Genomic DNA, 24149 nt, shown 5'->3' with positions numbered 1-24149 from the left:
GAACGCCGCCTTGCAGATGAACAAGCCGCATCCGGTCGCGCCATCGGCAAGGCACCCGCCTGGCCTATGAACCGCCCATATTCTCTTGAGGCCGCCGGGGAACCAGCAGCACCAATAATATGGTCAGGGCCGCCGCCCAGGCCATGCCCAAATAGACATGATGCGTGGCGGCGTCAAACGCCGACTGCAGGAAGCGCGTACCGTCGGACCCCAGGCTGCCTGATTGCAGGGCGCCTACCACTGCATTGACCTCGGGCAGCGTGCCGGCCAGCGACGCTGGGGCGTCCTGCAATTGGCTGCGCATGGCGCCATTGAAGATGGCGCCGGCAATGGCGGCCCCCAGGCTTTGACCCAGGTAGCGCGACCACATATTGGTGCTGGTGGCCACGCCGCGCTGATTCCACGGCACGATCGATTGCACGCCCACCAGCAATGGCGTGGACAGCATCCCGAAGCCGGCGCCCAGAAGAACCTGGTCGGCCACCACCAGCCAGTACGAAGGGCTGTCGGGCAGCAAGATGAAGCCCACAACCCCGGCGAACATCAATGCGGCGCCCAGCAAGGCGGTGTCGCGAAAACCAATGCGCAGATACAGGTGCCCCGACCATGACGCCGCCGTCACCCAGCCGGCGCTCATGCTGGCCAGCACCAGCCCCGCGGCAATGGGCCCCAGGCCCAGCACCGCCTGGGCAAAGACGGGCAGATAGGCGCCGGGCGCCATCATGACCAGTCCCATGCCCACCATGGCTAGGTTGGAGCCCAGCATTACGCGGTGGCGCCATACCCAGCCCGGCATAATGGGCTCGGCGGCAGTGCGTTCACGCACGACCGTGGCGACGACCAATATCAACACCACGGCAAAGGTGATCAGGCTGGGCGCTGAGAGCCAGCCCCAGGCGTTGCCGCCTTGCAGCAGGCCGAAGACGCCGGCCGAGCCGGCCATCATCATCAGGATGGCGCCTGGATAGTCGATGATGTGATGGCGCACTGGCGCCTGTTCGTTCAGGAAACGCGCAATAAGACCCATGGCCGCCAGGCCGATGGGCAGGTTGATGAGAAAGACCCAGCGCCAGGTGGCGTACTCGGCAAAGGCCCCGCCCAACGTGGGCCCCAGGATGGCGGCGATGCCCCACACGCTGGACAGCCAGCCCTGGATTCGGGCTCGTTCGCGGGTGGAGTACAGGTCGCCGGCCAAAGTATTGACCGTGGCCATGATGGAACCCGCGCCCAGGCCCTGGATGCCGCGGAACACGATCAGCGGAATCATGCCCCAGGCTGCGGCGCAGGCCGCGGAGCCGGCCAGGAACAAGGCCGTGCCTGCCAGCAGCACCGGCTTGCGCCCGTAAAGATCGGCAAGCTTTCCGTAGATGGGGATGGTAACGGTCTGCGCCAGCAGGTAGATGGAAAAAAGCCAGCTGAACCGTTCGAAGCCGCCCAGGTCGCCCACGATCTGGGGAACGGCAGTGGCCACGATGGTGATGTCCATGGCGGCCAGGGCGATGGTCAGCATCAGGGCGGCCAATATCCATCGGCGATGGGCCACAGTGGACGCCTGGACCGGCGCATCGGGCTGGGTTTCGGGAGCAGCGTTCTCGTTCATGGTGTCATCGTGCAAGAATTGCCACATGTTAACGCGGCGCAGCCGGCCCAAGCGATGCGCTGAATCGTCGCGGGACCGCCTGGATTCGCGGCCAAGCCTGGAGCGCTTGTTCCGCCCGCCAGAGTCAGCCCTTGAATGCTCTCGCCCGAAGGCCTATAGTGGTTACTGAAACAAGTTTGTGACACACGGCGGCACAGAGGGGAACAACGCCTTGCGCGTCTCCCCGTGTGTTCCGGCCCCGTGCCGGGCAACTCTTCAACGGAGGTTGTCATGTGGATCGAATCTTTCAACCTGGTGCTCGACACCAATCACGACGGCGCCATCACGCTGGCCGAAGCCTGGCACATATTCGCGTGGCTGTACCTGCTGCCCGGCAACCTGGTCATCGAACTGCTGGGGGGCATTCCTCCGGTGGCCAATCTGCTGCACATCCAGGCCTCCGCCGCAACCGGCTATGGCAGCCTGAATGGGGGGCTGGCCACGGTGGTCTCGCTGCTGATCTGGCTTCTGCTGCTCATACAGCTGGCCGGCCTGCGAGAAAAATGGGCGTCCCGCCACCAAGGCAAGCACGCCCACCGCTCAAGCCATTTCAGGCATTCTTAGCCGGTTCCAGCCGCTGCGCGCCGCCCATATAGGGCCGTAGCGCCTCGGGCACGCTCACGCTGCCGTCTTCCTGCTGGTAGTTCTCGAGCACGGCAACCAAAGCCCTGCCCACGGCCAGGCCCGAGCCGTTCAAGGTATGCAGGTACTCGGGCTTGCCTTTCTCGGGGCGATAGCGCGCCTGCATGCGGCGAGCCTGGAAGGCCTCGCAATTGGATACCGACGAAATCTCGCGCCAGGTATTTTGCGCCGGCAGCCATACCTCGAGATCGTAGGTCTTGGCGGCACCGAAGCCCATGTCGCCGCCGCACAGCAGCACCACGCGATACGGCAGGCCAAGGCGCTGCAGCACGGTTTCGGCGTGCGCCACCATTTCTTCATGCGCACGATAAGAATCGTCGGGGTGGACGATCTGCACCATCTCGACCTTGTCGAACTGGTGCTGGCGGATCATGCCGCGCATGTCGCGCCCGCCGCTGCCGGCCTCGGAGCGAAAGCACGGCGTATGAGCGGTAAGGCGCAGGGGCAGGTCGGCCAGCGGCACGATCGAATCGCGCACTGAAGCCGTCAGTGTGATTTCCGAGGTGGAGATCAGGTAAAGGTCTTCGCGCGCGATGGGCTTGCCCTGTTCATCGAGCTGCTCTTCGTCGTCACCGCCCTTGGTCACCCAGAACATGTCGTCCTTGAACTTGGGCAGTTGGCCCGTTCCGAACAGGGTCGAGCTGTTGACGATATAGGGCGTGTAGCACTCTTGATAGCCGTGCTCGCCCGTCTGCAGGTCGAGCATGAATTGCGCCAGCGCGCGGTGCAGGCGGGCGATGGGGCCGCGCAGCATCATGAAGCGGGCGCCCGACAGCTTGCGAGCAGCCTCGAAATCAAGGCCCAGCGGCTCGCCCAGGCTGACGTGGTCGCGGGGTTCGAACCCCAACGCGGGCGGGTTGCCGTCGCTGCCCGCCTGGCCCGGCAGCCAGCGCCTGACCTCGACATTGTCGACCTCGGATTCGCCCGCCGGCACGCTTTCGTGCGGCAGATTGGGCAGGGTCATCAGCCAGCCGTTGAGTTCTTCCTGCACCTGGGCCAGGTCGCTCTCGAGCTGCTTGAGACGGGCCGGTATGGCCTGCGACTCGGCCATCTCGGCCGTGGCGTCCTCGCCCTTGGACTTGAGCTGGCCTATCAGCTTGGACACCGCATTGCGGCGCGCCTGCAAGGTCTCGGTCTCGACCTGGACCGCCTTGCGCCGGGCCTCGAGCGCGTTGAACCGCTCTACGTCAAAGGAAAGGCCGCGGCGTTGAAGCGCGCTGACCACGGTGGGAAGATCTTTGCGTAGCTGATTGGGGTCTAGCATGTTGAAATTGTGTGAGGAATAAATAAAAAGCGGCACCCGCCCGTAAAACGCTTATATGAAACGGGGAGCCAATATCAGCCGCCAGGCGTTTCGATCTGATCACAGCGCACAGCCCGATTGCAGTGCGATCAGGTCGGGCTGCCGGGCTCAAATGTACCCAGTATGAGTTGTAATAAGTGCATTTTGGATTTTACCCGCTCAGGCCCCCTTCCCGCCCGCCTCGTCGTCGAGGCTCTTGAGAAAAGCCAGCTTGTCGGCGATTTTCGATTCAAGGCCGCGCGCCACCGGCCGATACCAGCCCGGCGCGGGCATGCCCTCGGGCAGGTAGGTTTCACCGGCCGCATAGCCATGCGGCTCGTCGTGCGCGTAGCGGTATTCATGCCCGTATCCCAGCTCCTTCATGAGCTTTGTCGGAGCATTGCGCAAATGCACGGGCACTTCGCGGCTTTTGTCCTTCTTGATGAAGGCCCGCGCCTGGTTGTAGGCCATGTAGCCGGCATTGCTCTTGGCCGCCACTGCAAGATAGATCACGGCCTGCGCGAGGGCCAACTCGCCTTCGGGGCTTCCCAGCCGCTCATAGGTCAGGGCGGCATCGTTGGCTATCTGCATGGCTCTTGGATCGGCAAGGCCGATGTCTTCCCAGGCCATGCGGACAATGCGCCGCGACAAATACCGGGGATCGGCGCCGCCATCCAGCATTCTTGTCAGCCAATAAAGCGCTGCATCAGGATGCGAGCCGCGCACCGACTTGTGCAGGGCTGAAATCTGGTCGTAGAAATTGTCGCCGCCCTTGTCGAAGCGCCGGGCATTGAGCGTCAGGGCGTTCTCGATGAAGGCCGCGTCGATGCGGCTTGTGCCGCTGGCATGCGCCGCCGTGCCGCATTGTTCGAGCAGGTTCAGGAAGCGCCGGGCGTCGCCGTCGGCATAGCCGATCAGCGTATCGATGGCCAGCTCGTCGAAATCGAGATCAGCCAGCGCGGTTTGCGCAGCCTTGTCGAAGAGCTGGCGCAATTCTTCGTCGCTGAGCGGCTTGAGCACATACACCTGCGCGCGCGACAGCAAGGCCGAGTTCACTTCGAAGGACGGGTTCTCGGTGGTTGCGCCGATGAAAGTGACCAGGCCCGACTCGGCATAGGGCAACAGGGCGTCTTGCTGAGACTTGTTGAAACGGTGGATTTCATCGACGAAGAGTATGGTGTGCTTGCCCAGCGCAAGGTTGTGCTGGGCCTGCTCCATGGCCATGCGGATGTCCTTGACACCGGAAAACACCGCCGACAGGGCAATGAACTCGCAATCAAAGGCCTTGGCCGTGAGCCGCGCGAGCGTGGTCTTGCCCACGCCCGGCGGGCCCCACAATATCATCGAATGCGGCTTGCCCGACTGGAAGGCCAGCCTGAGAGGCTTGCCCTGCCCCAGCAAATGCGACTGCCCGATGACTTCGTCGAGAGCCTGGGGCCGCAATGCCTCGGCAAGCGGCGCCACGGGTTCTTGTGAAAAAAGATCAGCCATGCGCCCTACTGCATCTTGACGACGTCTACATCGGCCGGGGGCGTGAACTGGAAGAGGGACGCCGGCAGCTCGGGATTGGCCTTGATGCCGGAAAGATCGATGCGGGTGGTCTGGCCGAAGGCATCGAGCAGCAGCAGGCGCGCCGGCAGGTCGTTGCGGAAACCGATGTCGACATGGCTGAAGCCCGCGTCGGCCCCGCGCGGCGTGGCGCGCAGCCATTGCAGGCCGTCGTCGCCGGGCAGGGACTGGACCACGAAGGCTTCTTCGAGCGAGCCCGAGCCGAACAAAATGGCTGCGGGCGAAGTGCCTATGGACTGGTCAACCGAACGCTGCGTGACTTGCGCCAGGTCGGGGTCGTACTGCAGCACTTTCTCGCCGTCGGAAACGATAAGCTGTTCGTACGGCTTTTTGACGTGCCAGCGGAACTTGCCGGGCCGCTGGAAGGAAAACTCGCCCGACTGCTCGGGCCGCCCCTGGGCCTGCCCGCTGGTCTGCTGGCTGAAACTGCCGGTAGCCGAGGCCACGTTGGCGATGAACTGATTGAGTTGGGTCGGCGCGTCGGCGGCCAGGGCGGCCAGCGGGGCCAGCACCAGGGCGGCCGCCGCCACAAGCTGTTTAATCTGCATTGGAGGATTCTCCGGCGGGTACGAGAATGTCACGATTGCCGTTGGCCTGCATGGCCGACACCAGGCCCGCCTGCTCCATCTGCTCGAGCAGACGCGCTGCCCGGTTGTACCCGATGCGCAAATGCCGTTGCACCGAGGAAATGGATGCGCGGCGGTTCTTCAAAATGACTTCGACGGCCTGGTCGTACAGAGGATCGGACTCGGCGTCGGCGAAGCCAGTGACGCTGCTTACCCCGTCGCCGGTCTCGCCTTCGAGCGCGCCTTCGAGCAGGCCCTCGACATAGTTGGGCTCGCCCTGCTGCTTCAGGTATTCGACCACGCGATGGACTTCGTCGTCGTGCACGAAGGCGCCATGGACGCGGGTGGGAAGCCCAGTGCCGGGCGGCATGTACAGCATGTCGCCCTGGCCAAGCAGGGCTTCAGCGCCCATCTGGTCGAGAATAGTGCGCGAATCGACCTTGGACGACACCTGGAAGGCGATGCGGGTGGGAATGTTGGCCTTGATCAGGCCGGTGATGACGTCGACGCTGGGCCGCTGCGTGGCCAGGATAAGGTGGATGCCCGCGGCACGCGCCTTTTGCGCCAGCCTGGCGATGAGCTCTTCGATTTTCTTGCCGACCACCATCATGAGATCGGCCAGCTCGTCGATGACCACGACGATGGTGGGCAGGGTTTCAAGCGGCTCGGGCGCGTCGGGGGTAAGCGAGAAAGGGTTGGGAATGGGCTCTTCGCGCTTGATGGCTTCGCGAATTTTTGTGTTGTAGCCGGCCAGGTTGCGCACCCCCATCTTGCTCATGAGGCGATAGCGCTTTTCCATTTCGCCCACGCACCAGTTCAGGGCGTTGGCGGCATGGCGCATGTCGGTGACCACGGGCGCCAGCAGATGCGGGATGCCTTCGTAGATGCTCATTTCGAGCATCTTGGGGTCGATGAGGATGAGGCGGGTCTGGGTGGCGTCGGCCTTGTACAGCAGCGAAAGAATCATGGCGTTGATGCCCACCGACTTGCCCGAACCCGTGGTTCCGGCAACCAGCAGGTGGGGCATCTTGGCCAGGTCGGCCACCACCGGGTTGCCGGCGATGTCTTTGCCCAGCGCCATGGTAAGCAGCGATGGCGCGGCGTAATAGGTTTGCGACCCCACGATTTCAGAGAGCTTGACCATCTGGCGGCGCGGGTTGGGCAGCTCGAGTCCCATGAGGTTCTTGCCGGGTATGGTCTCGACCACGCGGATGCTGACCAGGCTAAGGGCCCGGGCCAGGTCTTTGGCCAGGTTGACCACCTGGCTGCCCTTGACCCCGGTGGCCGGCTCGATTTCGTAGCGGGTAATGACGGGGCCGGCCTGGGCCGAAACCACCACCACCTTGACGCCGAAGTCGGACAGCTTTTTTTCAATGAGCCGCGAGGTGAACTCGATGGTTTCGGGAGAAACGGTTTCGACCTGTTCGGTGACCGGATCAAGCAGGCTGATGGCCGGCAGGTCGCCCCCGCCGCCACCGGTCATGGCCGGAGCGGTGAACAGAGTCTTTTGCTTTTCTTTCTCGACCCGCACCGACTTGGGCACCGAGACGATGGCAGGTTCGATGCGCACAGGCTGCTCGTGCACCAGCTGCTCTTGCTTGGCCACCACGCTTTCGTCGCGCTCGGCCTTTTTGGCTACGCCGACGCGGCGGTCTTCGCGCGCGGCCTTGAACGCCAGCAGGCCACGCACGCTTTTTTCGATGGCGCCGCCAAGGCGCTCGGCCACGTGCAGCCACGAAAAACCGAAAAACAGGCTGGCCCCTACGGCCATGAACACCAGCAGCATCAAAGTGCAGCCGGTGGAACCGAAGACCTGCACCATGCCGGCGGCCAGCAGTTTGCCCAGCTCGCCCCCTGCCCCGCCGGGCAGGTGGGCGCCTATTTGGGTAAGCTGCATGGCCTCGACGCCCATGGCGCCGATGAACAGCAGGGCAAAGCCGAGGGCGACTTCCCAGCGCACGCGCGGCAGGGTTTCAGCCTTGGAATCGGGCAGCAATACGCTGGTAAGCCGGTAAAAGCCCACCGCCACCCGCTGGGCAAGCAGCACCACCCATAGCCAGGCCGAATAGCCGAACAGGAACAGCAGCAGGTCGGACACGTAGGCGCCCAGCATGCCTCCGCCGTTGGCAATGGACGAAGCATGGACGGAATGGGACCAGGCAGGATCGCCTGGCGACCAGGTTGCCAGCACCAGGCCCAGCCATGCCGCCAGGGCGGCGAAGAGGATCCAGCGGGCTTCGCGCGCAAGCCCGGAAAGGCGGGTTTGCAGCGGCGACGGGCCGTTGCGCACGTTACGCGAAGAGCGGGAAGAAGCAGCGGGTAATCTAGCCATGGACTCATTATAATTGGCTGGATGTCTTTTTACGGATTTTCTGCAATGACCACACCGAAGCACGTCAAAGTACTCATTCTCGGCTCGGGGCCGGCAGGTTACAGCGCCGCCGTATACGCGGCGCGCGCCAACCTGAAACCCGCCCTGATCACCGGCCTGGAGCAGGGTGGCCAGCTCATGACCACCACCGACGTGGACAACTGGCCCGCCGACGCCGAAGGCGTGCAGGGCCCCGACCTGATGCAGCGCTTCCAGGCCCATGCCCAGCGCTTCGACACCGAATTCATCCACGACCACATCACCAGCGTCGATCTCTCCAAGCGCCCCTTCACCCTTACCGGCGACACGGGCGCCGTCTATACCTGCGACGCCCTCATCATCTCCACGGGCGCCTCGGCCCAATATCTGGGCCTGCCCTCGGAACAGGCCTTCATGGGGCGCGGGGTATCGGGCTGCGCCACCTGCGACGGCTTCTTCTATAAGAAACAAGACGTCATCGTCGTGGGCGGCGGCAACACGGCCGTCGAAGAAGCCCTTTATCTTTCCAATATCTGCTCCACCGTCACCCTGGTGCACCGCCGCGACAAATTCCGCGCCGAGCCCATCCTGGTCGACAAGCTCATGGACAAAGTCGCCAACGGCAACATGAAGCTCAAGCTGTTCTACGAGCTCGAAGAAGTCCTGGGTGACGATTCGGGGGTTACGGGCGCCAGGCTGCGCAACAACCAGAATGGCGAAACCCTCGACATAGCCGTCAGCGGCGTGTTCATCGCCATCGGCCACAAGCCCAATACCGACATCTTCCAGGGCCAGCTCGACATGGAGAACGGCTACATCGTTACCCGCAGCGGGCTGCAGGGCCTGGCCACCATGACATCGGTGCCCGGCGTGTTCGCGGCCGGCGACGTGCAAGACCACGTCTACCGCCAGGCCATCACCAGCGCCGGCACCGGTTGCATGGCGGCGCTCGACGCACAGCGCTGGCTGGAGAATGCAGACCAGTAGCAAGCCCGGCCTGGCCGACCTGAAGCGGCTGCGCCAGCAGGCCCAGGCCGCGCCGGTTTCCGCCCCGCCGGAACCCCGGCGCCGGGATGCAGCCAGCGCCGGCGGAAGCACCGGCAAGGCGGGCCGCAAGAACGCGCTGCGCGAATCCGGCGGCACGCGCCCCAAAATGGTGCAAGACGCTCCCGACGCCGCTTCTGCCCCGCTGGCCGACGAAGACAAGGCCTTGTTCCGCCAAGCGGTCAAATCCGTCCAGCCCCTGGCGCCCTCCAACCGTGCGGTGCTGCCGCCCGTTCCCGCTGCCCCCGATCGCATCCTGAAGGAAAGGCGGCAGGCTGCCTCAGGCACCGAAGCCCCCGCCCCGGCCCCGGTCTCAGACCATTACGCCTCGCCGCTTCTGGCGCCCGACGCCTCGCATTTCGTGCAAGCCGGGCACGGACCCGACCTGCTGAAGGGTCTGGCGCGTGGAAAATGGCCCGCGAGCGCCACCCTTGACCTGCACGGGGCCAATCTGGACGAGGCGCGCCTGCGCCTGGACGGTTTCTTGCGTTCTTGCCTGCAGCATGGCGTGCGGTGCGTGCGCATCGTGCATGGCAAGGGCTACGGATCGAAAAACAATGCGCCGGTGCTGAAAGACACCGCAAGGCGCTGGCTGACCCAGCTTGACGATGTAATGGCCTACACCGAATGCGACGAGCGCGACGGCGGCAGCGGCGCCGTACTGGTACTGTTGCGGGCCGGCAAGGACCACGGCGTTTAGGGCGTTGCACTATAAGGGCAGCCGCACTGGCCGCCCAAGGCAGAAGAAAGGACGCCGTAAAAACATCAAGGCCGGCGAAGAATCGCCGGCCTTGATGAGGTTTCTATTTTTTATGGGTGCTGCCTAGGTGCATTATTGTGTGCCGTAAACCCGGCGTGCCCATGCAGGGCTTTGTCTCCTCACCTGCATGGACAGCATTTTGCACCATTCTCTTACATGACACACTTAGGGAATGCACCTATATTGGGCAAAAACCTTCGATTGAAAAAATCTATTACGGTATGGCCCAGGCAAAGCACTTATAGTCGCATAAAACGCGCTCACAACACAGGAGGAGACCACAATGCCGTTTTCTTTCGACCCCTCTGTAGACCAGGGACGCCGTCACCTGATCGGCACCGGCCTGGCCACCACCGCCCTTGCGGTAGCCGGCTCGGTGTCGGCCGCCGACAACAAGGTTTGGCTCGATTACGACCAGGCGACGCTGGACAAGGTTTACGACCAGGTCAATTACGCCCCCAATATCAAGGTCGTGCTGGGCCGCTACGCCACCAACAGCGACATTACCCGTGCGCGCCTGGGGGAACCGAAGCGGCTGGCCTATGGCGAGTCGAAGGTCGAGGCGCTTGATCTCTACCCCACCGAAAGCCAGAACGCGCCCATTCACATCTTCATCCATGGCGGCGCCTGGCGCGCCGGATCGGCGCAAAGCTACGGCTTCCTGGCCGACCCCTTTGTGGCGCGCGGCGCCCATATGGTAATTCCCGACTTTACCAATGTGCTCGAGAACGACGGCAACCTCATGCCCATGACCGAGCAGGTGCGCCGCTGCATTGCCTGGGTGTACCAGAACGCAGAATCGTTCGGCGGCGACAAGAACCGCATCTACCTGTCGGGGCATTCTTCAGGCGGCCATCTGGGCGGCGTGGCGGTGACCACCGACTGGGACAAAGACTATGGCGTGCCGGCCGACGTCATCAAGGGCGCCGTGCTGATCAGCGGCATGTTCGACCTGAAGCCCGTGCGCTTGTCCTCGCGCGGCAACTACGTGGCCTTTACCGATGAAATCGAGCAGGCGCTCAGCTCACAGCGCCATCTCGACAAGCTCAATACGCCGGTGGTGCTGGTGTATGGCGACCAGGAAACCCCCGAATTCATGCGCCAGTCAAAAGACTTTGCCGCAGCGGCCCAAAAGGCCGGCAAATCGGTGCAATTGATCGAAGGCAAGGGCTACAACCACTTCGAGATCGCCGAAACCCTGGCCAACCCCTTCGGCATAGCGGGCTTCGCCGCGCTGAAGCAAATGAAGCTGTAAGCCGGCCCTGGCCCATCGGGCCGTTGGCCGATCAGTTCGCGGTCCAGCCATGGCCCGGGCCGTGGGCCCGGGGCTTCAGGTTCCCGCTTGCGGATTGCGGATTGCGGGCGGACTATATCTGCTGGAAATTGTCGAAGTGGCGCTCGGTGTGGTTTTCACTGTGAGTGACTTCGGCCACCCGGGCCGAAGCCGGCCCCCTATGCAACCATGACAGCATGCGGTCGACTTGTTCGGGACTGCCCTGGATCAGGGCCTCGACCGAGCCGTCGGCTGCATTGCGCACCCAGCCGGTAACCTTCAACAGGTGCGCCTGGCGCACTGTGGCGGCGCGAAAGCCCACGCCCTGCACGCGGCCGGTCACGCGTACGTCAAGAGTTTCGATGCCGAGATTCGAGTCCAAGATCTTCATACCGGCAGTTTAACGAATCCCCATTACTGGTTGACCCACGGTCTGGAGGGAAAAATTGCCTTTTTTCTTGACGGAACGCAAGAAAATGGTTTTTTCATGCCGCTATAGTGGATGTGCCTGGTCGGCAAAACGGCGGCCAGGCAAGCCCTTTCATATGCTCTGGTAGTACCTTCGCGGGCCGCAAGGCCCGTTTTTTTTGCCCTTCGCCGCCACTCGGCAATAAAAAATACCTGCCTGCCCCTTCCTGGGGCACAAGAACGCCAGGTTCCAGCGCCTCGCCCGCCCGCCGGCCCTCCCCACTGGGCCGAGTAGGATAAAATCGCTCTACCTTCCGGCCAGCATCAGCCGGAGCGCCCGCGCCAGGAGCCTCGCCCATGAAAAACCTGTCCAAGTACTTCATACGCGGGCTGATCGCAATTCTGCCCGTCGCCCTTACCCTGTACCTGCTGTATGTCTTCCTGGCCTGGAGCGAAACCCTGGCCTACACGCTGCTGGGCGCCATCATCGGCGACATCTACATACCGGGCATGGGGCTGGCTATTGCAGTGCTTCTCATCATCACGGTGGGCTATCTGCTGTCGCTGCGGCGCATACGCCGCATGGTCAGCATCTTCGAGCTGCCCTTCAACAATATTCCGGTCGTAAAAAGCATTTACTCGTCGGTCAAGAGCTTCGCCGACTATTTTTCGCCCGGGGGCGGCTCCCAGGGCACGCAGCAAGTCGTCCTGCTGCGCCTGCCCGGCCAGCCCGTCGAACTCGTTGGGCTCGTTACCCGCCACGGGGTAGACGACCTGCCTGAGGGCTTCACCAAGGGAAACCGGGTGGCCGTCTATCTGCCCATGGGCTACATGATCGGCGGCTACACGCTTTTTGTTCCCGGCGAATGGGTCCAGCCCATAGAGATGTCGGTAGAGGAAGCCATGCGCTCCTCACTGATTGCATGGATGTCGCGCGCCACGCCGCCCAGCAAGCCGTAACACCCTCTTTCAAGCCCTCATGCACGCGGCGGGCGGAAGGCACTACCATGAAGAGTCTGCCAACTGCCACGCAAGGAGGCTGCAATGGGTGAATTCGCCAAAATGACCGGCGCCAAGTACCAGGACGGCTATGTCCGGTTCTCTTGGGGTGAAGGCGGCAACAAGCGCGAGTACGAGATCTCGGGAGACGCGCTGCTGCAGGCGTTCGACGCCGAAGACGGTAGCGGCAACAAGTTGCTGGACGCATTCGAGCGCGGCCGGGAACACATCATCAGCGCGGCGGAAGAGGCTCGCAACACACCCACCGATGGCGTCATCGAGCTGGGCAGCGGCGACTTCGAACCCAGAAACGACCGCGGCGGCATCTCGCCGGGCGAATCATCCGGGACGGGCTGAACCCTTTCCCCGGCAGAAGCGCGAAAGCGCCCGCTGCCGCGCCGCAGGCGGCCGGCTTGCCGCCCTGACCGGCCCTTGAAAACCAGGGCATAATTGCCTCGTCGCAAGTTTCCCTGGATACCCATGAAACCCATCATTGCCGCGTATGGCGCGCTGGGCGTGGCCATCGTGCTCGAGGTGATAGGCACGACCATGCTGCAGAAGTCGGAACAGTTCACGCGCCTGTTTCCCACCCTGGCCATGGCCGTGTGCTACCTGAGCGCCTTTTATTTTCTGTCGATCGTGCTCAGAACCATGCCCGTGGGCCTGGCCTATGCCATCTGGAGCGGCCTGGGCATCGTGCTGATCTCCATCATCGGCTACGTGATGTTCGGCCAGAAGCTGGACCTGGCCGCCATGATAGGGCTGGGCTTCATCATCGCCGGCGTGGTGATCGTGAACCTGTTTTCGAAGTCGGTCGGCCACTGACGGCCTCGCACCGGGTCCGGAGCAGACCGCGGCCGCGGAGGTATTATTCGAAGTTTACGTGGGAGGCGGCGGCTTCTCTGCGCCAGTAGCTCGAGGCACGGATGCGCCCCTTGTCGAGGCCGCGCTCTTTGACGAGGTGCTCTCGCACCCTCTGGATGGACGTGTATTCGCCCGCGGCCCAGACGTAGCCCTCGCCCTCGGGCAAGGCCAGTTCGCGCACCGCCTGCTCCAGGGCGCCGTCGCCCGCCCCGGCATCGCTGTCGGTCAGCCACTGGATGCGCACATTGCAACGGGCCTGGAAATCCATGCGCGACGCCGCGTCACGCGTCTTGGCGATGACGATGGCCTGGGCGCCCTGCGGCAGTTCCTCGAGGCGCCGCCCCATGGCGGGCAAGGCGGTTTCATCGCCAACCAGCAAGTGCCAGTCAAACCCCGTGGGTATGACGAACGAACCTCGCGGGCCGCCCACGCCCAGCGCATCGCCCACGCTGGCCCCCATGGCCCAATCGGTGGCGGGGCCGCTGTGATGCAGGACGAAATCGATATCGAGCTCTTGCGCCGCGGGATCGTAGCGGCGCGGGGTGTAGTCGCGCGCGATGGGACGCGGCGCGTCTTCGGGAAACTGCAGGCCATTGGGGCCCATGGTGGGCATTGCCAGCTCGGCGCCGGGTTCGGCCGGAAAGAAGAGCTTGACGTGATCGTCGAACGAGGCCGAATGAAAGCCCTCGAGATCGGCGCCCACCAATGTGATGCGGCGCATCGAGGGTGTCAGTTCGGTGATTCGGCCTACCTTCAGCATGCGCAGCTTGGTGGTGTGCCTTAGTTTTTGTACGGTCAGATCTGCTTGTGTCATAGAGTATTTGCTTGTGTATGTTGAAAGATTGGGAGTCAACAGGCATCGCGGCGTTTTGCCGCCGCGGGCACGGCAGGGCCGGGGGCGGGCGCACCCTGCTCGATTTCGGCCACGGCCCTGTTAAGAATGTCGACCAGGCGGCGCTGCTCGTGCTGGTCGGCTTCGCTGCGCACGAACAAGGCCGAACGCATGGCCCGCCGCGCCTCGACGAACTCGGGCAGCCAGCCTGTGGCCTGGGTGGCCGCTTCAGGGTCCATGTTCTGGGAGATCCACAGCATTTTCTTGGCCGCATGGCGCAACCGCGTGAAAATCAGCTGCACGGCCTGGGCCTGACTTTCCAGATACCGGCGGCCTGAATCTGAAAGCCGGTAGCACTTGCGCTTGCCCTCGGCCTCGACCAGGGCATGCCCCTGCTGCACCATTTGCCCCAGTACCGGATACAAGGCGCCGGGGCTGGGGCTGTAGAAGCCCAACGACGCAGACTTGAGCTCTTTGATGATTTCGTAGCCATGGCGCGGCCCTTGCTGCAGCAGCGCCAGCACCATCAAAGCCAGCTCTTGCGCAGTGAACTTGCGTCCACGCATCAGGGAGGCGTGCCCTTCTGCGGGCATATCGTCGGGCCGGTCATTTTTCATATTCAATGTATCTTACGATATATCTTACGATTTAATCAAGCAGTTTTTCAGCCCGCAGCGCGCCTTGATCGAATCAAGGCAAACGTCCGACCGCAAGCCGTTAATAGCTACCGAAGAATCGACGGAAGCGAAAAAGCCGATGGGCTGTAGGCCGGCTACCCCGCCACGTGAGCAGGTCGAAGCTATGAATGCACAGGCCGGGCAGTCAGTTGCACGCCCAGCGCGGCGCACACACGAGCAATGGTATCGAAGCGCGGATGCGAACCAGGGCGCAATGCTTTATAAAGCGCCTCGCGCGTCAGGCCGCTGGCTCGCGCCACCTCAGTCATGCCGCGCGCACGCGCAATGACACCCAACGCATGGGCAAGCTCGGCGGGATCGTTTTCTTCCAGGACGGCCGTCAGATAATTGGCAATGTCCTCGTCCGTCTTGAGGATTTCAGCCATGTCGAACTCTGGCAGTTCGGAAATCTTGTTTGTCTTGGTCATGTGCGTTACTCCTGCAGTGTCTTCGCCAGCACGATAGCCTGCTTGATATCGGCTCTCTGGGTGGACTTGTCGCCGCCACCCAGCATGACAATCAACACGCCGCCCCGTTGAGCGTAGTACATTCGCCAACCAGGGCCAAAGTGTTCACGCATTTCGCTAACCCCCTCGCCTACCGATTCCACATCGCCTAGGTTGCCACGCTGCGCCTTATCCAACCGCTTTGCCAGACGGATGCGAGTCATGCCGTCCTTCAGGCCGCTGATCCACTGCTCAAACTCGGGCGTTTGCTTGATTGTGAACATGGAATGAATGTAATCACTTATTCACACCACGTCAACTTTCATCGGCCAACTGCAGCGCCCCAGCTACAAAAGAAAAACCCGCATTCCAATGTGGAATGCGGGTTTCGTGTACTACCTGATACGAAGGTAGACAGGCTTACATATTGTCGATCATGACCTGGCCAAAGCCCGAGCACGACACTTGCGTGGCGCCTTCCATCAAGCGGGCGAAGTCGTAGGTGACCTTCTTGGACAGGATGGATTTTTCCATGCTGCTGATGATGAGGTCGGCGGCTTCGGTCCAGCCCATGTGACGCAGCATCATTTCGGCCGACAGGATCTCGGAACCGGGATTGACGTAGTCTTTGCCGGCGTACTTGGGCGCGGTGCCGTGGGTGGCCTCGAACATGGCGACCGAATCGGACAGGTTGGCGCCCGGAGCGATGCCGATGCCGCCGACCTGCGCGGCCAGTGCGTCAGAGATGTAGTCGCCGTTGAGGTTGAGCGTTGCAATGACGTCGTACTCGGCCGGGCGCAGCAGGATCTGCTGCAGGAAGGCGTCGGCGATGGAGTCTTTGACGGTGATCTCGCGACCCGTCTTGGGGTTCTTGAACTTGCACCACGGGCCGCCGTCGATAAGCTGGGCGCCGAATTCTTTCTGGGCCAGTTCGTAGCCCCAGTCGCGGAAGCCACCTTCGGTGAACTTCATGATGTTGCCCTTGTGCACCAGGGTGACCGACGGCTTGTCGTTGTCGATGGCGTACTGGATGGCCTTGCGCACCAGGCGCTGCGTGCCTTCGCGCGACACGGGCTTGACACCGATGCCCGAGGTTTCGGGGAAGCGGATTTTATCGACGCCCATTTCGTTCTGCAGGAAGCTGATGAGCTTCTTGGCATCGGCGCTTTCAGCCGAGAATTCGATGCCGGCGTAGATGTCTTCCGAGTTTTCGCGGAAGATGACCATATTGGTTTTTTCGGGCTCTTTGACCGGCGAGGGCACGCCCTTGAAATACTGCACGGGGCGCAGGCAGACGTACAGGTCGAGCTGCTGGCGCAGCGCCACATTGAGCGAGCGGATGCCGCCGCCCACGGGCGTGGTCAGGGGGCCCTTGATGGACACGACGTAGTCTTTGACGGCTTCGAGGGTTTCTTCGGGCAGCCAGACGTCGGGACCGTAGATCTTGGTGGATTTTTCGCCGGCGTAGACTTCCATCCAGTGGATCTTGCGCTTGCCGCCGTAGGCCTTTTCGACTGCGGCGTCGACGACCTTGAGCATGACCGGAGTGATATCGGCACCAGTACCATCGCCTTCAATATAGGGAATGACGGGCTCGTCCGGAACGGTGAGCGAGAAATCGGCGTTTACGGTGATTTTTTGGCCCGAAGCCGGGACCTTGATGTGCTGATAAGACATGGACGCTCCAGTTGCTCCATAAAATGGAAGATTCAGTGAAACCGCAACATTATAAACCAAGTCTTATATAAGACTAGAGCAAAGGAAATGGCGCCGGTTTCGTCAGGAATGGCTCATTTTAACGACTATCTTACATTCTGCCGAATGAACTTCGCCCGACGATCGGCCGTCCAGACGTGCTCAAACGGCGCGACCACCCTGGCATCAAGCGAGCCAGATTGCGCAAGGCGGCCTGCGAAGGCTATGCAGGCAAAGGATAAAAAGCCAGCCCCGGGCCGCATGGGCAGGAGCGTATGGGAAGCGGCGGTTAAAATGGGCGTATTCAATTTTTGGTGCGCAGCGTCTTCCATGTTCAACCCTTCCCGCGAGCAAGTTCGCCTTTTTTTCACCCAGGCCTGGGCCAAGCACCGGCAATCGGGTGTGCTGACGCCGCTGGAAAGCATGGCGGTCGACTGGATGCTGCGGCATCCTGAATACCACGCGGCGCTGGAAGACCCCGATGCGGTCGAGGCCGACTTTCCGGTCGAGGCCGGCCAGACCAACCCCTTTTTGCATCTGTCCATGCACCTTGCCATCAGCGAGCAGCTTTCCATCGACCAGCCGCCCGGCATCAAGGCCGCTCACGAGCAGTTGCTGGCAAGCCGCGACCCGCACGCCGCGGCGCACGAAATCATGGAATGCCTGGGCGAAGTGGTGTGGGAGGCGCAGCGCCTGGGCACGCCCTTCAGCAACGAGGGCTATCTCGATCTCATCCGGCGCCGCATTACACGCAACTAGCACTGCTCCGCGCCGCCAAGCTGCCCTCTCCTGGCGGCCCGCCCGCCGCCCCGCCGAACAAGAAAATTCGGGGCGCCCGAGGCACCGCATGGTGAAAACTGCAAGCCGCACATTCATTCTCGCCCGGCGCAGGAACTCGGGAGCGAGTGCTTTACACAGAGTATGTCGCCGCCTTCTTTTCCACCCATGAAAAAACCGCCTGCGAGAGGCGGTTTTTTCATTAAAGCGGCTCGAGGGCCATTGGCGGCCCGAGCCGCGACAGCCCCCTACTTGCTGATGGACAGCGGCGAAGGCAGCGAGGCGAGCCAGGCAGCGATGTTCTCGATGTCGGCGTTGCTGAGCTGCTGCACCATGGCGCCCATGACGGCGTTCTTGCGCACGTTGGCGGTTGCGGGCGCGCCGGCCTGGCCGCGCTTGTAGGTCTTGAGCGCGTGGACGAGATAGTCGGCGTGCTGGCCGGCCAGTATGGGATAGGTGGGCAAGGTGGACGTTTTGCCATCGGCACCGTGACAGGTGGCGCAGGTGTACTTCTGGAACGCTTCCTGGCCGGCGGCCAGGTCGGCGGCGTGCGCGGACGCGCCAGCAATGGCGAACAGGGAAGCCGCTACGGCGAGAGTCAGTTTATTCATGTCGGCTCCCGGTTTACTTGAGGCTGGAATAATAGGCGGCGATATCGGCCATGTCCTGCGGGCTGAGGGTCTGGGCGATGGCTTCCATGGTGGGGAACGTGCGGTCGCCGCTGGCATACTCTTGCAGGGCGGTCACGATGTATTCGGCGTGTTGGCCGGCGATCATGGGAACGTGGTAAACCTCGGGGAAGCTGGCCTTGTATCCTTCGATGCCGTGGCAGCCGATGCACATCGACACTTTACCGACTGCGGCCTTTGCATCGCCCACGAGCGCATCGGCAGCCAGCGCCGGGCCCGCGATTCCACAGAAAGCCGTCACGGCCAGCGCAAATACTGTGCGCTTCAGATTTGTTCGCAACTTCATATTAGCTCTTTTAGCAGTAGATAAAAGCCGGCCCTTACCTGCTCGCGACCGACGAACCCGTAGGATTGTACGATAATTGAAGCCAAGCCCGCCACGTACCCTACCCAACCTCACGCCGCGGCCGTGTGCGCCGCGCCGGAAAAACGGAAGCAACATGACATCCAAACCCTCAGCCACCGAACGTTTCGAAGGAACCGAGCGCTATGTCGCCACCGACGACCTGAAGCTGGCCGTAAACGCCGCCCTGTCGCTGCAACGGCCTCTGCTGGTCAAGGGCGAGCCCGGCACGGGCAAGACCATGCTGGCCGAAGAAGTGGCCGCGGCGCTGGGCCGCCCGCTGCTGCAATGGCATATAAAGTCGACCACCAAGGCCAACCAGGGCCTGTACGAATACGATGCGGTGTCGCGTCTGCGCGATTCGCAGCTGGGCGACGAAAAAGTGCGCGACATCGGCAACTACATTGTGAAGGGCGTGCTGTGGCATGCCTTTGAATCGCCCGATCCGGTCGTGGTGCTGATCGATGAAATCGACAAGGCCGACATCGAGTTTCCGAACGATCTGCTGCGCGAACTGGACCGCATGGAGTTCCATGTGTATGAAACCCGCCAGACCATACAGGCCCGGCACCGGCCGCTGATCATCATTACCTCGAACAACGAGAAAGACCTGCCCGACGCCTTCCTGCGCCGCTGCTTCTTTCACTATATCAGCTTCCCCGACCCCGACACCATGCGCGACATCGTGTCGGTGCACTTCCCCGACATCAAGCAAGAGGTCCTTTCGGCGGCGCTAGACACCTTCTTTGCCTTGCGCGACGCGCCCGGCCTGAAGAAAAAGCCCTCTACCTCCGAGTTCCTCGACTGGCTTCGCCTGCTGATGAACGAGTCGATACCCGCGGCGCAAATAGCCAGCCCGCAAGACCTGCCTGTCATGGCCGGCGCCCTGCTCAAGAACGAGCAAGACCTGACCCTGCTGCAGCGCCTTGCCGCCATCAGCCGCGCCAGCCGCCGCTAAGCGGGCGTCATCCATGCCTGCCAAGGTACATCAAAGGTAGCGGCGCCATGCTGACCGACTTCTTCTATCATCTGCGGGCCCACAAGCTGCCCGTCTCGGTGCAGGAATACCTGACCCTGCTCGAGACCCTGCGGTCGGGCGTCATGCCCCCCACCCTCGACGATTTCTATCACGTCGCCCGCATGACGCTGGTCAAGGACGAAACCCTGTTCGACCGCTACGACCAGGCTTTCGGCGCCTTCTATCGCCAGCTCGAGGCGGCCCTGCCCGCCGACAAAGAGATTCCCCTCGACTGGCTGCTCAAAGACTTCCAGCGCCATCTCACGCCCGAAGAAAAGGCCGCCATCCAGAAGCACGGCTGGGACAAGCTAATGGAACTCTTCAAGCAAAGGCTCGAAGAGCAGCAAGAGCGCCATTCGGGCGGCAACAAATGGATAGGCACCGGAGGCACATCGGCCTTCGGCCATGGCGGCTATCATCCCGAGGGCATACGCGTCGGCGGGCCTTCGGCCGGCCACCGCACCGCGGTCAAGGTGTGGGAAAAACGCGAGTTCCGCGACTACGACGACCAGCAGGAACTGGGCACGCGCAACTTCAAGATGGCGTTGCGGCGCCTGCGCCGCTTTGCCCGCGAAGGCGCCGAGCTGGAACTCGACCTGGACGACACCATACGCAGCACCGCGCGCAATGCGGGGTTTCTCGACCTGCAGATGGTTCCCGAGCGCCACAACACCGTCAAGGTGCTGATGCTGCTCGATGTGGGAGGCAGCATGGACGACCATATCGCACGCATCGAAGAGCTGTTCTCGGCGGCGCGCAGCGAATTCCGCCACCTCGAGGTGTATTACTTTCACAACTGCCCTTATGAATCGCTTTGGCGCAACAACCAACGGCGCCAGGCCGAACGCTTCGACACCTGGGACGTATTGCGCACCTACAACGACGACTGGCGCCTGATCATCGTGGGCGACGCCACCATGAGCCCCTACGAAATCCTGCATCCGGGGGGTTCGGTCGAGCACCACAATGCCGAAACCGGCGCGGCCTGGCTGCAGCGCCTGCTTGAAAACTGGCCGCGCGCGGCCTGGCTCAACCCCGAACCCGAAGGCTACTGGCCCTACCGGCAATCCATCGCCATCATCAAGAACATCATGCAAGATCGCATGTACAGTGTCACCGTCAGCGGCCTGGAACAGGCCATGCGGCAACTGTCCAAATGAACTTGCTGGCCCGAATGGGCTCAAAGACTCAATCCGGGGCTGCTTCGGCGCCACGGCGATAACCGACAATACTTCGTTTCACCAAGCGAGAAAAAAACAATGGGCCATTATTTTTCCCGGTTCTTCATCTTTTGCCTGCTGCTGGTGGGCGGTTTCGTGCCGGCCATGGCGGCCCAGGCCCCCGACACGCTGCCGGCTGGCGTCACGCGGGGGCCTTCCGTCGAAGGCACCACTGAATATGTTCTGCCGAACGGGCTGCGCGTGGTGCTTACACCCGACCCGTCCAAGCCCAACGTCACGGTCAATATGACCTATCTGGTAGGCTCGCGCCACGAGAACTACGGCCAGACGGGCATGGCACACCTGCTGGAGCACATGCTGTTCCGCGGCACGCCCTCGCTGCCCAACGCCCTGGCCGAGTTCTCGCGCCGCGGCCTGCGCGCCAACGGCTCGACCAGCACCGACCGCACCAACTATTACGCAAGCTTCGCGGCCGACCCGGAAACCCTCGAGTGGTTCATCCGCTGGCAGGCCGACGCCATGGTCAACGCCACCATCTCGCAAGAAGACCTCGACGCCGAGATGACGGTGGTGCGCAACGAGATGGAAAGCGGCGAAAACAACCCCTTCCAGATATTGATGCAAAAGATGCAGGCGGCCGCCTTCCAATGGCACAGCTATGGCAAAAGCACCATCGGTGCGCGCTCCGACATCGAGCAGGTCGACATCGAGCAACTGCGCCAGTTCTACAGGCTGCACTATCAGCCCGACAATGCGGTGCTCATCATTTCGGGGCAATTTGAAACCAACGCGGTACTGAATGTTATCGTCGATGCATTCAAGGACATTCCCCGCCCCAAGCGCACGCTGCCGCGCGAATACACGGTTGAACCCGTGCAAGACGGCGAGCGCCTCGTCACGCTGCGCCGCCAGGGCGGCAGCCCCTTCGTGGCCTCCATGTTCCACATTCCCGCTGTAGGAGACCCCAGCTTCACCCTGCTCGACCTGGGCGCCGACATGCTCAGCGACACACCCTCCGGCCGCCTTTACCAGGCCCTGGTTCCCCAGAAGCTCGGCGCCAGCGTCTTCGGCTTTGCCCGCCCCATGGCCCAGCCCGGCTATGCGCTGTTCGGCGTCCAGCTCGAACCCGGCATGGACACCCGCAAGGCGCTCGACGCCCTGACCGACTCGCTTGGCACCGTGGGCAAAAAGCCTTTCGAAGAAGAACAGCTCAAGCGCATCAAGAACAAATGGATGACCGGCTGGAACCAGATCTACGCCGACCCCGTCAGCCTCACCGACGCCTTGTCCGACGCCGCCGGCGCCGGCGATTGGCGCCTGTTCTTCCTGCGGCGCGACCAGGTCGAAGAGGCCACACTCGACGCCGTGCAGGCCGCCACAGAAAAATATCTGGTCCCCAGCAACCGCACCGACGGCATGTTCCTGCCCACGGCAAAGCCCGTCAGGGCGCCGCTGCCCCCGCCCGTCGATCTCGATGCGCTGCTGCATGATTACACCGGCAACGGCGCCGCCGGCTCATCGATCGAAGCCTTCGACCCGTCTCCCGCTTCAATAGACGCCGCCACGCTGCGCGAACCGCTGGACCTGCCCAATGGCACCGTTCAGCTGGCGCTGCTGCCCAAGGCGACCCGCGGCGACCGCGTCCAGGCCACCCTGCTGGTGCAGTTTGCCAATGCCGAACAGCTCAAGGGCAAGCGCACCATCGCGCAGGTTACCGCCGACATGCTCCAGCGCGGCACCGACGAACTGTCGCGCCAGCAGATCGAAGACCGCTTCGACGCTCTGCAGGCCGACGTGTCCTTCGACGGCAGCGCCGGCAACCTGTCCGTGCAGATGTCCACCGTCGGTGAAAACCTGCCCGCGCTGGTCCAGGCGGTGCTCGACGTCGTGCGCCACGCGAGCTTCCCAGCCGACCAGTTGGCCGAATACCAGCGCCAGGCTTCGGCGTCGATACAAAGCAGCATGGACGACCCCATGTCGCTGGCATCGCAGGCCATCTCCCGGCACAGCAACCCCTGGCCACGCGACGACGTGCGCTATGCGCCCACGTTCGAAGAAAGCCTGGAAGACATCGCCGCCATCAGCCGCCCCGACCTGCTGCGTTTTCATGAGCAGTTCTACGGGGCCGGCACGATCCGCTTCTCGGCGGTGGGCGCGTTCGAGCCCGACGCGGTACGCGACGCGCTGGCCAAGGGCCTGAGCGGCTGGCGCAAGGCGCCCCCCTATACGCGCGTCGACGATCCCTTCCATGCCGTCCCCCCCGAAGATTTCAACATCGACACGCCGGACAAGGCCAACGCCTTCTATCTTGCGTTCCAGCCCCTCAAGCTGCAAGATACCGACGACCGCTTCCCCGCGCTGTACCTGGCCAACTACCTGCTGGGCTCGTCCGAGACCTCGCGCCTGTGGAATCGCGTGCGCGTACAAGACGGCCTCTCGTACAACGTACGCAGCCAGTTCGATGCCTCGTCGTTCGAACCCTCGGGCAGCTGGCAGATCTACGCGATCTTCGCGCCCGAAAACAGCGCCCGCCTGCGCTCGGCCATTCAGGACGAACTGGGCAAAGCGATTGAACAGGGCTTTACCGAGCAAGAGGTCAAGGACGGCGTCGACGCCCTGCTCAAGCTGCGCCGGCTGGCCCGCACCCGCGACAGTGTCCTGGCCTCGGCCTGGATCAACTATCTGCAGCTCGACCGTACTTTCGCATGGTCCCAGCAGATGGATGACGCGCTGGCGGCGCTCACGGCCGACCAGGTCAACCAGGCGCTCAAGTCTGTGCTGAAGCCCGACGGCTTCAGCACCGCGCTGGCGGCCGACGCCGACAAGCAGAAACAGGAGAAGGCCGGCGGCAAGTAAACGGTCGCAGGGCGGGCCCCACCCGCCCTGCGACCCGCCCCATCAGACCTCTTCGCCTCTTCGTCTTCCTGCCTTCCTGCCTTCCTGCCTTCCTGCCTTCCTGCCTTCCTGCCTTCCTGCCTAGTTACCTGCCTGCTTCCCTGCCCCCTATCCCCTGCTCTCCGCCTGGCCTCTTCCGGCTCCGTGCCGTTGCTCTGGCTATATACAAATAAATACAGCGTAACGATTTTCTGTTACGA

Annotated in this window: 24 protein-coding genes; 11 read left to right on the top strand and 13 right to left on the bottom strand. The window is 62.8% G+C overall.

Annotation, left to right across the window (positions count from 1 at the left end; all coding sequences use genetic code 11):
* Nucleotides 1-64 precede the first annotated feature (64 nt).
* Nucleotides 65-1600 (bottom strand): MDR family MFS transporter, encoded by a 1536-nt coding sequence (locus tag C7440_RS04875; protein ID WP_243410824.1) that lies wholly within the window; start codon nt 1598-1600, stop codon nt 65-67.
* Between the two features lie 270 nt (nt 1601-1870).
* On the opposite strand from C7440_RS04875, the gene C7440_RS04870 reads away from it, so the two are divergent.
* Nucleotides 1871-2203 (top strand): hypothetical protein, encoded by a 333-nt coding sequence (locus C7440_RS04870; RefSeq protein ID WP_116517642.1) that lies wholly within the window; start codon nt 1871-1873, stop codon nt 2201-2203.
* Here the strand turns inward: C7440_RS04870 and serS are convergent.
* From serS to C7440_RS04850, 4 genes are all read right to left on the bottom strand, one after another.
* A complete protein-coding gene (gene serS, locus C7440_RS04865) occupies nt 2190-3545 on the bottom strand; it encodes a serine--tRNA ligase (RefSeq protein WP_116517974.1) in 1356 nt (451 codons plus the stop codon). The genes C7440_RS04870 and serS overlap by 14 nt on opposite strands.
* A gap of 198 nt (nt 3546-3743) precedes the next feature.
* Nucleotides 3744-5054: a replication-associated recombination protein A gene (locus C7440_RS04860; protein ID WP_116517641.1), complete on the bottom strand. Its 1311-nt coding sequence runs from the start codon at nt 5052-5054 to the stop codon at nt 3744-3746.
* A gap of 5 nt (nt 5055-5059) precedes the next feature.
* Nucleotides 5060-5680 carry an outer membrane lipoprotein chaperone LolA gene (gene lolA, locus C7440_RS04855; RefSeq protein WP_116517640.1) on the bottom strand — a complete coding sequence of 207 codons (621 nt, stop codon included), beginning with the start codon at nt 5678-5680 and terminating at the stop codon, nt 5060-5062.
* Nucleotides 5670-8030 carry a DNA translocase FtsK gene (locus tag C7440_RS04850; RefSeq protein ID WP_116517639.1) on the bottom strand — a complete coding sequence of 787 codons (2361 nt, stop codon included), beginning with the start codon at nt 8028-8030 and terminating at the stop codon, nt 5670-5672. Before C7440_RS04850 ends, lolA begins: the two co-directional genes overlap by 11 nt.
* A 45-nt stretch (nt 8031-8075) precedes the next feature.
* On the opposite strand from C7440_RS04850, the gene trxB reads away from it, so the two are divergent.
* The 3 genes from trxB to C7440_RS04835 all read left to right on the top strand — a co-directional run bounded on the left by trxB (nt 8076) and on the right by C7440_RS04835 (nt 11107).
* Nucleotides 8076-9035 (top strand): thioredoxin-disulfide reductase, encoded by a 960-nt coding sequence (trxB, locus tag C7440_RS04845; RefSeq protein ID WP_116517638.1) that lies wholly within the window; start codon nt 8076-8078, stop codon nt 9033-9035.
* Nucleotides 9022-9792, top strand: a complete 771-nt coding sequence (locus tag C7440_RS04840) for a Smr/MutS family protein (RefSeq protein WP_116517637.1) — start codon at nt 9022-9024, stop codon at nt 9790-9792. The genes trxB and C7440_RS04840 overlap by 14 nt, the downstream gene beginning before the upstream one ends.
* A gap of 343 nt (nt 9793-10135) precedes the next feature.
* The gene (locus C7440_RS04835) at nt 10136-11107 is read left to right on the top strand and encodes an alpha/beta hydrolase (RefSeq protein ID WP_116517636.1); all 972 of its coding nucleotides are present in this window, start codon (nt 10136-10138) and stop codon (nt 11105-11107) included.
* A gap of 112 nt (nt 11108-11219) precedes the next feature.
* On the opposite strand, the gene C7440_RS04830 is transcribed toward C7440_RS04835, so the two are convergent.
* Entirely contained in the window at nt 11220-11516 is a 297-nt protein-coding gene (locus C7440_RS04830) for an acylphosphatase (protein ID WP_116517635.1), read from the bottom strand.
* Nucleotides 11517-11890: 374 nt separating this feature from the next.
* Between C7440_RS04830 and C7440_RS04825 the strand changes: the two genes are divergently transcribed.
* The 3 genes from C7440_RS04825 (at nt 11891) to C7440_RS04815 (ending at nt 13357) form a co-directional block, all read left to right on the top strand.
* Nucleotides 11891-12493, top strand: a complete 603-nt coding sequence (locus C7440_RS04825) for a DUF502 domain-containing protein (protein WP_017525939.1) — start codon at nt 11891-11893, stop codon at nt 12491-12493.
* An 84-nt stretch (nt 12494-12577) separates the two neighbouring features.
* Entirely contained in the window at nt 12578-12889 is a 312-nt protein-coding gene (locus C7440_RS04820) for a DUF1488 family protein (protein WP_017525938.1), read from the top strand.
* Between the two features lie 123 nt (nt 12890-13012).
* Nucleotides 13013-13357 carry an SMR family transporter gene (locus C7440_RS04815; RefSeq protein ID WP_116517634.1) on the top strand — a complete coding sequence of 115 codons (345 nt, stop codon included), beginning with the start codon at nt 13013-13015 and terminating at the stop codon, nt 13355-13357.
* Nucleotides 13358-13400: 43 nt separating this feature from the next.
* Here the strand turns inward: C7440_RS04815 and C7440_RS04810 are convergent, their stop codons facing one another.
* The 5 genes from C7440_RS04810 to icd form a co-directional block, all read right to left on the bottom strand.
* Complete coding sequence (locus tag C7440_RS04810) at nt 13401-14210, bottom strand: siderophore-interacting protein (protein ID WP_116517633.1); 810 nt, start codon at nt 14208-14210, stop codon at nt 13401-13403.
* 35 nt (nt 14211-14245) lie between these two features.
* Nucleotides 14246-14845: a PadR family transcriptional regulator gene (locus C7440_RS04805; protein WP_116517632.1), complete on the bottom strand. Its 600-nt coding sequence runs from the start codon at nt 14843-14845 to the stop codon at nt 14246-14248.
* Between the two features lie 182 nt (nt 14846-15027).
* The gene (locus C7440_RS04800) at nt 15028-15333 is read right to left on the bottom strand and encodes an addiction module antidote protein (protein ID WP_017525934.1); all 306 of its coding nucleotides are present in this window, start codon (nt 15331-15333) and stop codon (nt 15028-15030) included.
* A 5-nt stretch (nt 15334-15338) separates the two neighbouring features.
* On the bottom strand, nt 15339-15635 hold the full coding sequence (locus C7440_RS04795; RefSeq protein ID WP_116517631.1) for a type II toxin-antitoxin system RelE/ParE family toxin: 297 nt from the start codon (nt 15633-15635) through the stop codon (nt 15339-15341).
* Nucleotides 15636-15771: 136 nt separating this feature from the next.
* Nucleotides 15772-17028, bottom strand: coding sequence for an NADP-dependent isocitrate dehydrogenase (icd, locus tag C7440_RS04790; RefSeq protein WP_017525932.1), 1257 nt, complete (start codon nt 17026-17028; stop codon nt 15772-15774).
* Nucleotides 17029-17376: 348 nt separating this feature from the next.
* Between icd and C7440_RS04785 the strand changes: the two genes are divergently transcribed.
* Nucleotides 17377-17805 (top strand): DUF1841 family protein, encoded by a 429-nt coding sequence (locus tag C7440_RS04785; protein WP_026068235.1) that lies wholly within the window; start codon nt 17377-17379, stop codon nt 17803-17805.
* A gap of 266 nt (nt 17806-18071) precedes the next feature.
* Here the strand turns inward: C7440_RS04785 and C7440_RS04780 are convergent, their stop codons facing one another.
* Nucleotides 18072-18434: a c-type cytochrome gene (locus C7440_RS04780; RefSeq protein WP_116517630.1), complete on the bottom strand. Its 363-nt coding sequence runs from the start codon at nt 18432-18434 to the stop codon at nt 18072-18074.
* 13 nt (nt 18435-18447) lie between these two features.
* The gene (locus C7440_RS04775) at nt 18448-18798 is read right to left on the bottom strand and encodes a c-type cytochrome (RefSeq protein ID WP_017525929.1); all 351 of its coding nucleotides are present in this window, start codon (nt 18796-18798) and stop codon (nt 18448-18450) included.
* Nucleotides 18799-18952: 154 nt separating this feature from the next.
* Between C7440_RS04775 and C7440_RS04770 the strand changes: the two genes are divergently transcribed.
* The 3 genes from C7440_RS04770 (at nt 18953) to C7440_RS04760 (ending at nt 23910) form a co-directional block, all read left to right on the top strand.
* The gene (locus C7440_RS04770) at nt 18953-19813 is read left to right on the top strand and encodes an AAA family ATPase (protein ID WP_116517629.1); all 861 of its coding nucleotides are present in this window, start codon (nt 18953-18955) and stop codon (nt 19811-19813) included.
* 47 nt (nt 19814-19860) lie between these two features.
* Nucleotides 19861-21033, top strand: a complete 1173-nt coding sequence (locus C7440_RS04765; protein ID WP_017525927.1) for a vWA domain-containing protein — start codon at nt 19861-19863, stop codon at nt 21031-21033.
* Nucleotides 21034-21132: 99 nt separating this feature from the next.
* Nucleotides 21133-23910, top strand: coding sequence for a M16 family metallopeptidase (locus C7440_RS04760; protein ID WP_116517628.1), 2778 nt, complete (start codon nt 21133-21135; stop codon nt 23908-23910).
* Nucleotides 23911-24149 lie beyond the last annotated feature (239 nt).

Origin of the sequence: Pusillimonas noertemannii (genome assembly GCF_003096595.1) — a bacterium.
Lineage (GTDB): Bacteria > Pseudomonadota > Gammaproteobacteria > Burkholderiales > Burkholderiaceae_B > Pusillimonas > Pusillimonas noertemannii.
Note: the sequence above shows the minus strand (reverse complement) of the source record. Positions and strands in the feature narration are given on the sequence as shown.

Coding starts and splice junctions, on each gene's coding strand:
- C7440_RS04785 (WP_026068235.1), top strand. CDS start 17,377: ATGTTCAACCCTTCCCGCGAGCAAGTTCGCCTTTTTTTCACCCAGGCC.
- icd (WP_017525932.1), bottom strand. CDS start 17,028: ATGTCTTATCAGCACATCAAGGTCCCGGCTTCGGGCCAAAAAATCACC.
- C7440_RS04765 (WP_017525927.1), top strand. CDS start 19,861: ATGCTGACCGACTTCTTCTATCATCTGCGGGCCCACAAGCTGCCCGTC.
- C7440_RS04805 (WP_116517632.1), bottom strand. CDS start 14,845: ATGAAAAATGACCGGCCCGACGATATGCCCGCAGAAGGGCACGCCTCC.
- C7440_RS04760 (WP_116517628.1), top strand. CDS start 21,133: ATGGGCCATTATTTTTCCCGGTTCTTCATCTTTTGCCTGCTGCTGGTG.
- C7440_RS04810 (WP_116517633.1), bottom strand. CDS start 14,210: ATGACACAAGCAGATCTGACCGTACAAAAACTAAGGCACACCACCAAG.
- trxB (WP_116517638.1), top strand. CDS start 8,076: ATGACCACACCGAAGCACGTCAAAGTACTCATTCTCGGCTCGGGGCCG.
- C7440_RS04825 (WP_017525939.1), top strand. CDS start 11,891: ATGAAAAACCTGTCCAAGTACTTCATACGCGGGCTGATCGCAATTCTG.
- C7440_RS04775 (WP_017525929.1), bottom strand. CDS start 18,798: ATGAAGTTGCGAACAAATCTGAAGCGCACAGTATTTGCGCTGGCCGTG.
- C7440_RS04860 (WP_116517641.1), bottom strand. CDS start 5,054: ATGGCTGATCTTTTTTCACAAGAACCCGTGGCGCCGCTTGCCGAGGCA.
- C7440_RS04875 (WP_243410824.1), bottom strand. CDS start 1,600: ATGAACGAGAACGCTGCTCCCGAAACCCAGCCCGATGCGCCGGTCCAG.
- C7440_RS04830 (WP_116517635.1), bottom strand. CDS start 11,516: ATGAAGATCTTGGACTCGAATCTCGGCATCGAAACTCTTGACGTACGC.
- C7440_RS04840 (WP_116517637.1), top strand. CDS start 9,022: ATGCAGACCAGTAGCAAGCCCGGCCTGGCCGACCTGAAGCGGCTGCGC.
- C7440_RS04770 (WP_116517629.1), top strand. CDS start 18,953: ATGACATCCAAACCCTCAGCCACCGAACGTTTCGAAGGAACCGAGCGC.
- C7440_RS04870 (WP_116517642.1), top strand. CDS start 1,871: ATGTGGATCGAATCTTTCAACCTGGTGCTCGACACCAATCACGACGGC.
- C7440_RS04850 (WP_116517639.1), bottom strand. CDS start 8,030: ATGGCTAGATTACCCGCTGCTTCTTCCCGCTCTTCGCGTAACGTGCGC.
- serS (WP_116517974.1), bottom strand. CDS start 3,545: ATGCTAGACCCCAATCAGCTACGCAAAGATCTTCCCACCGTGGTCAGC.
- C7440_RS04815 (WP_116517634.1), top strand. CDS start 13,013: ATGAAACCCATCATTGCCGCGTATGGCGCGCTGGGCGTGGCCATCGTG.
- C7440_RS04835 (WP_116517636.1), top strand. CDS start 10,136: ATGCCGTTTTCTTTCGACCCCTCTGTAGACCAGGGACGCCGTCACCTG.
- C7440_RS04820 (WP_017525938.1), top strand. CDS start 12,578: ATGGGTGAATTCGCCAAAATGACCGGCGCCAAGTACCAGGACGGCTAT.
- lolA (WP_116517640.1), bottom strand. CDS start 5,680: ATGCAGATTAAACAGCTTGTGGCGGCGGCCGCCCTGGTGCTGGCCCCG.
- C7440_RS04780 (WP_116517630.1), bottom strand. CDS start 18,434: ATGAATAAACTGACTCTCGCCGTAGCGGCTTCCCTGTTCGCCATTGCT.
- C7440_RS04795 (WP_116517631.1), bottom strand. CDS start 15,635: ATGTTCACAATCAAGCAAACGCCCGAGTTTGAGCAGTGGATCAGCGGC.
- C7440_RS04800 (WP_017525934.1), bottom strand. CDS start 15,333: ATGACCAAGACAAACAAGATTTCCGAACTGCCAGAGTTCGACATGGCT.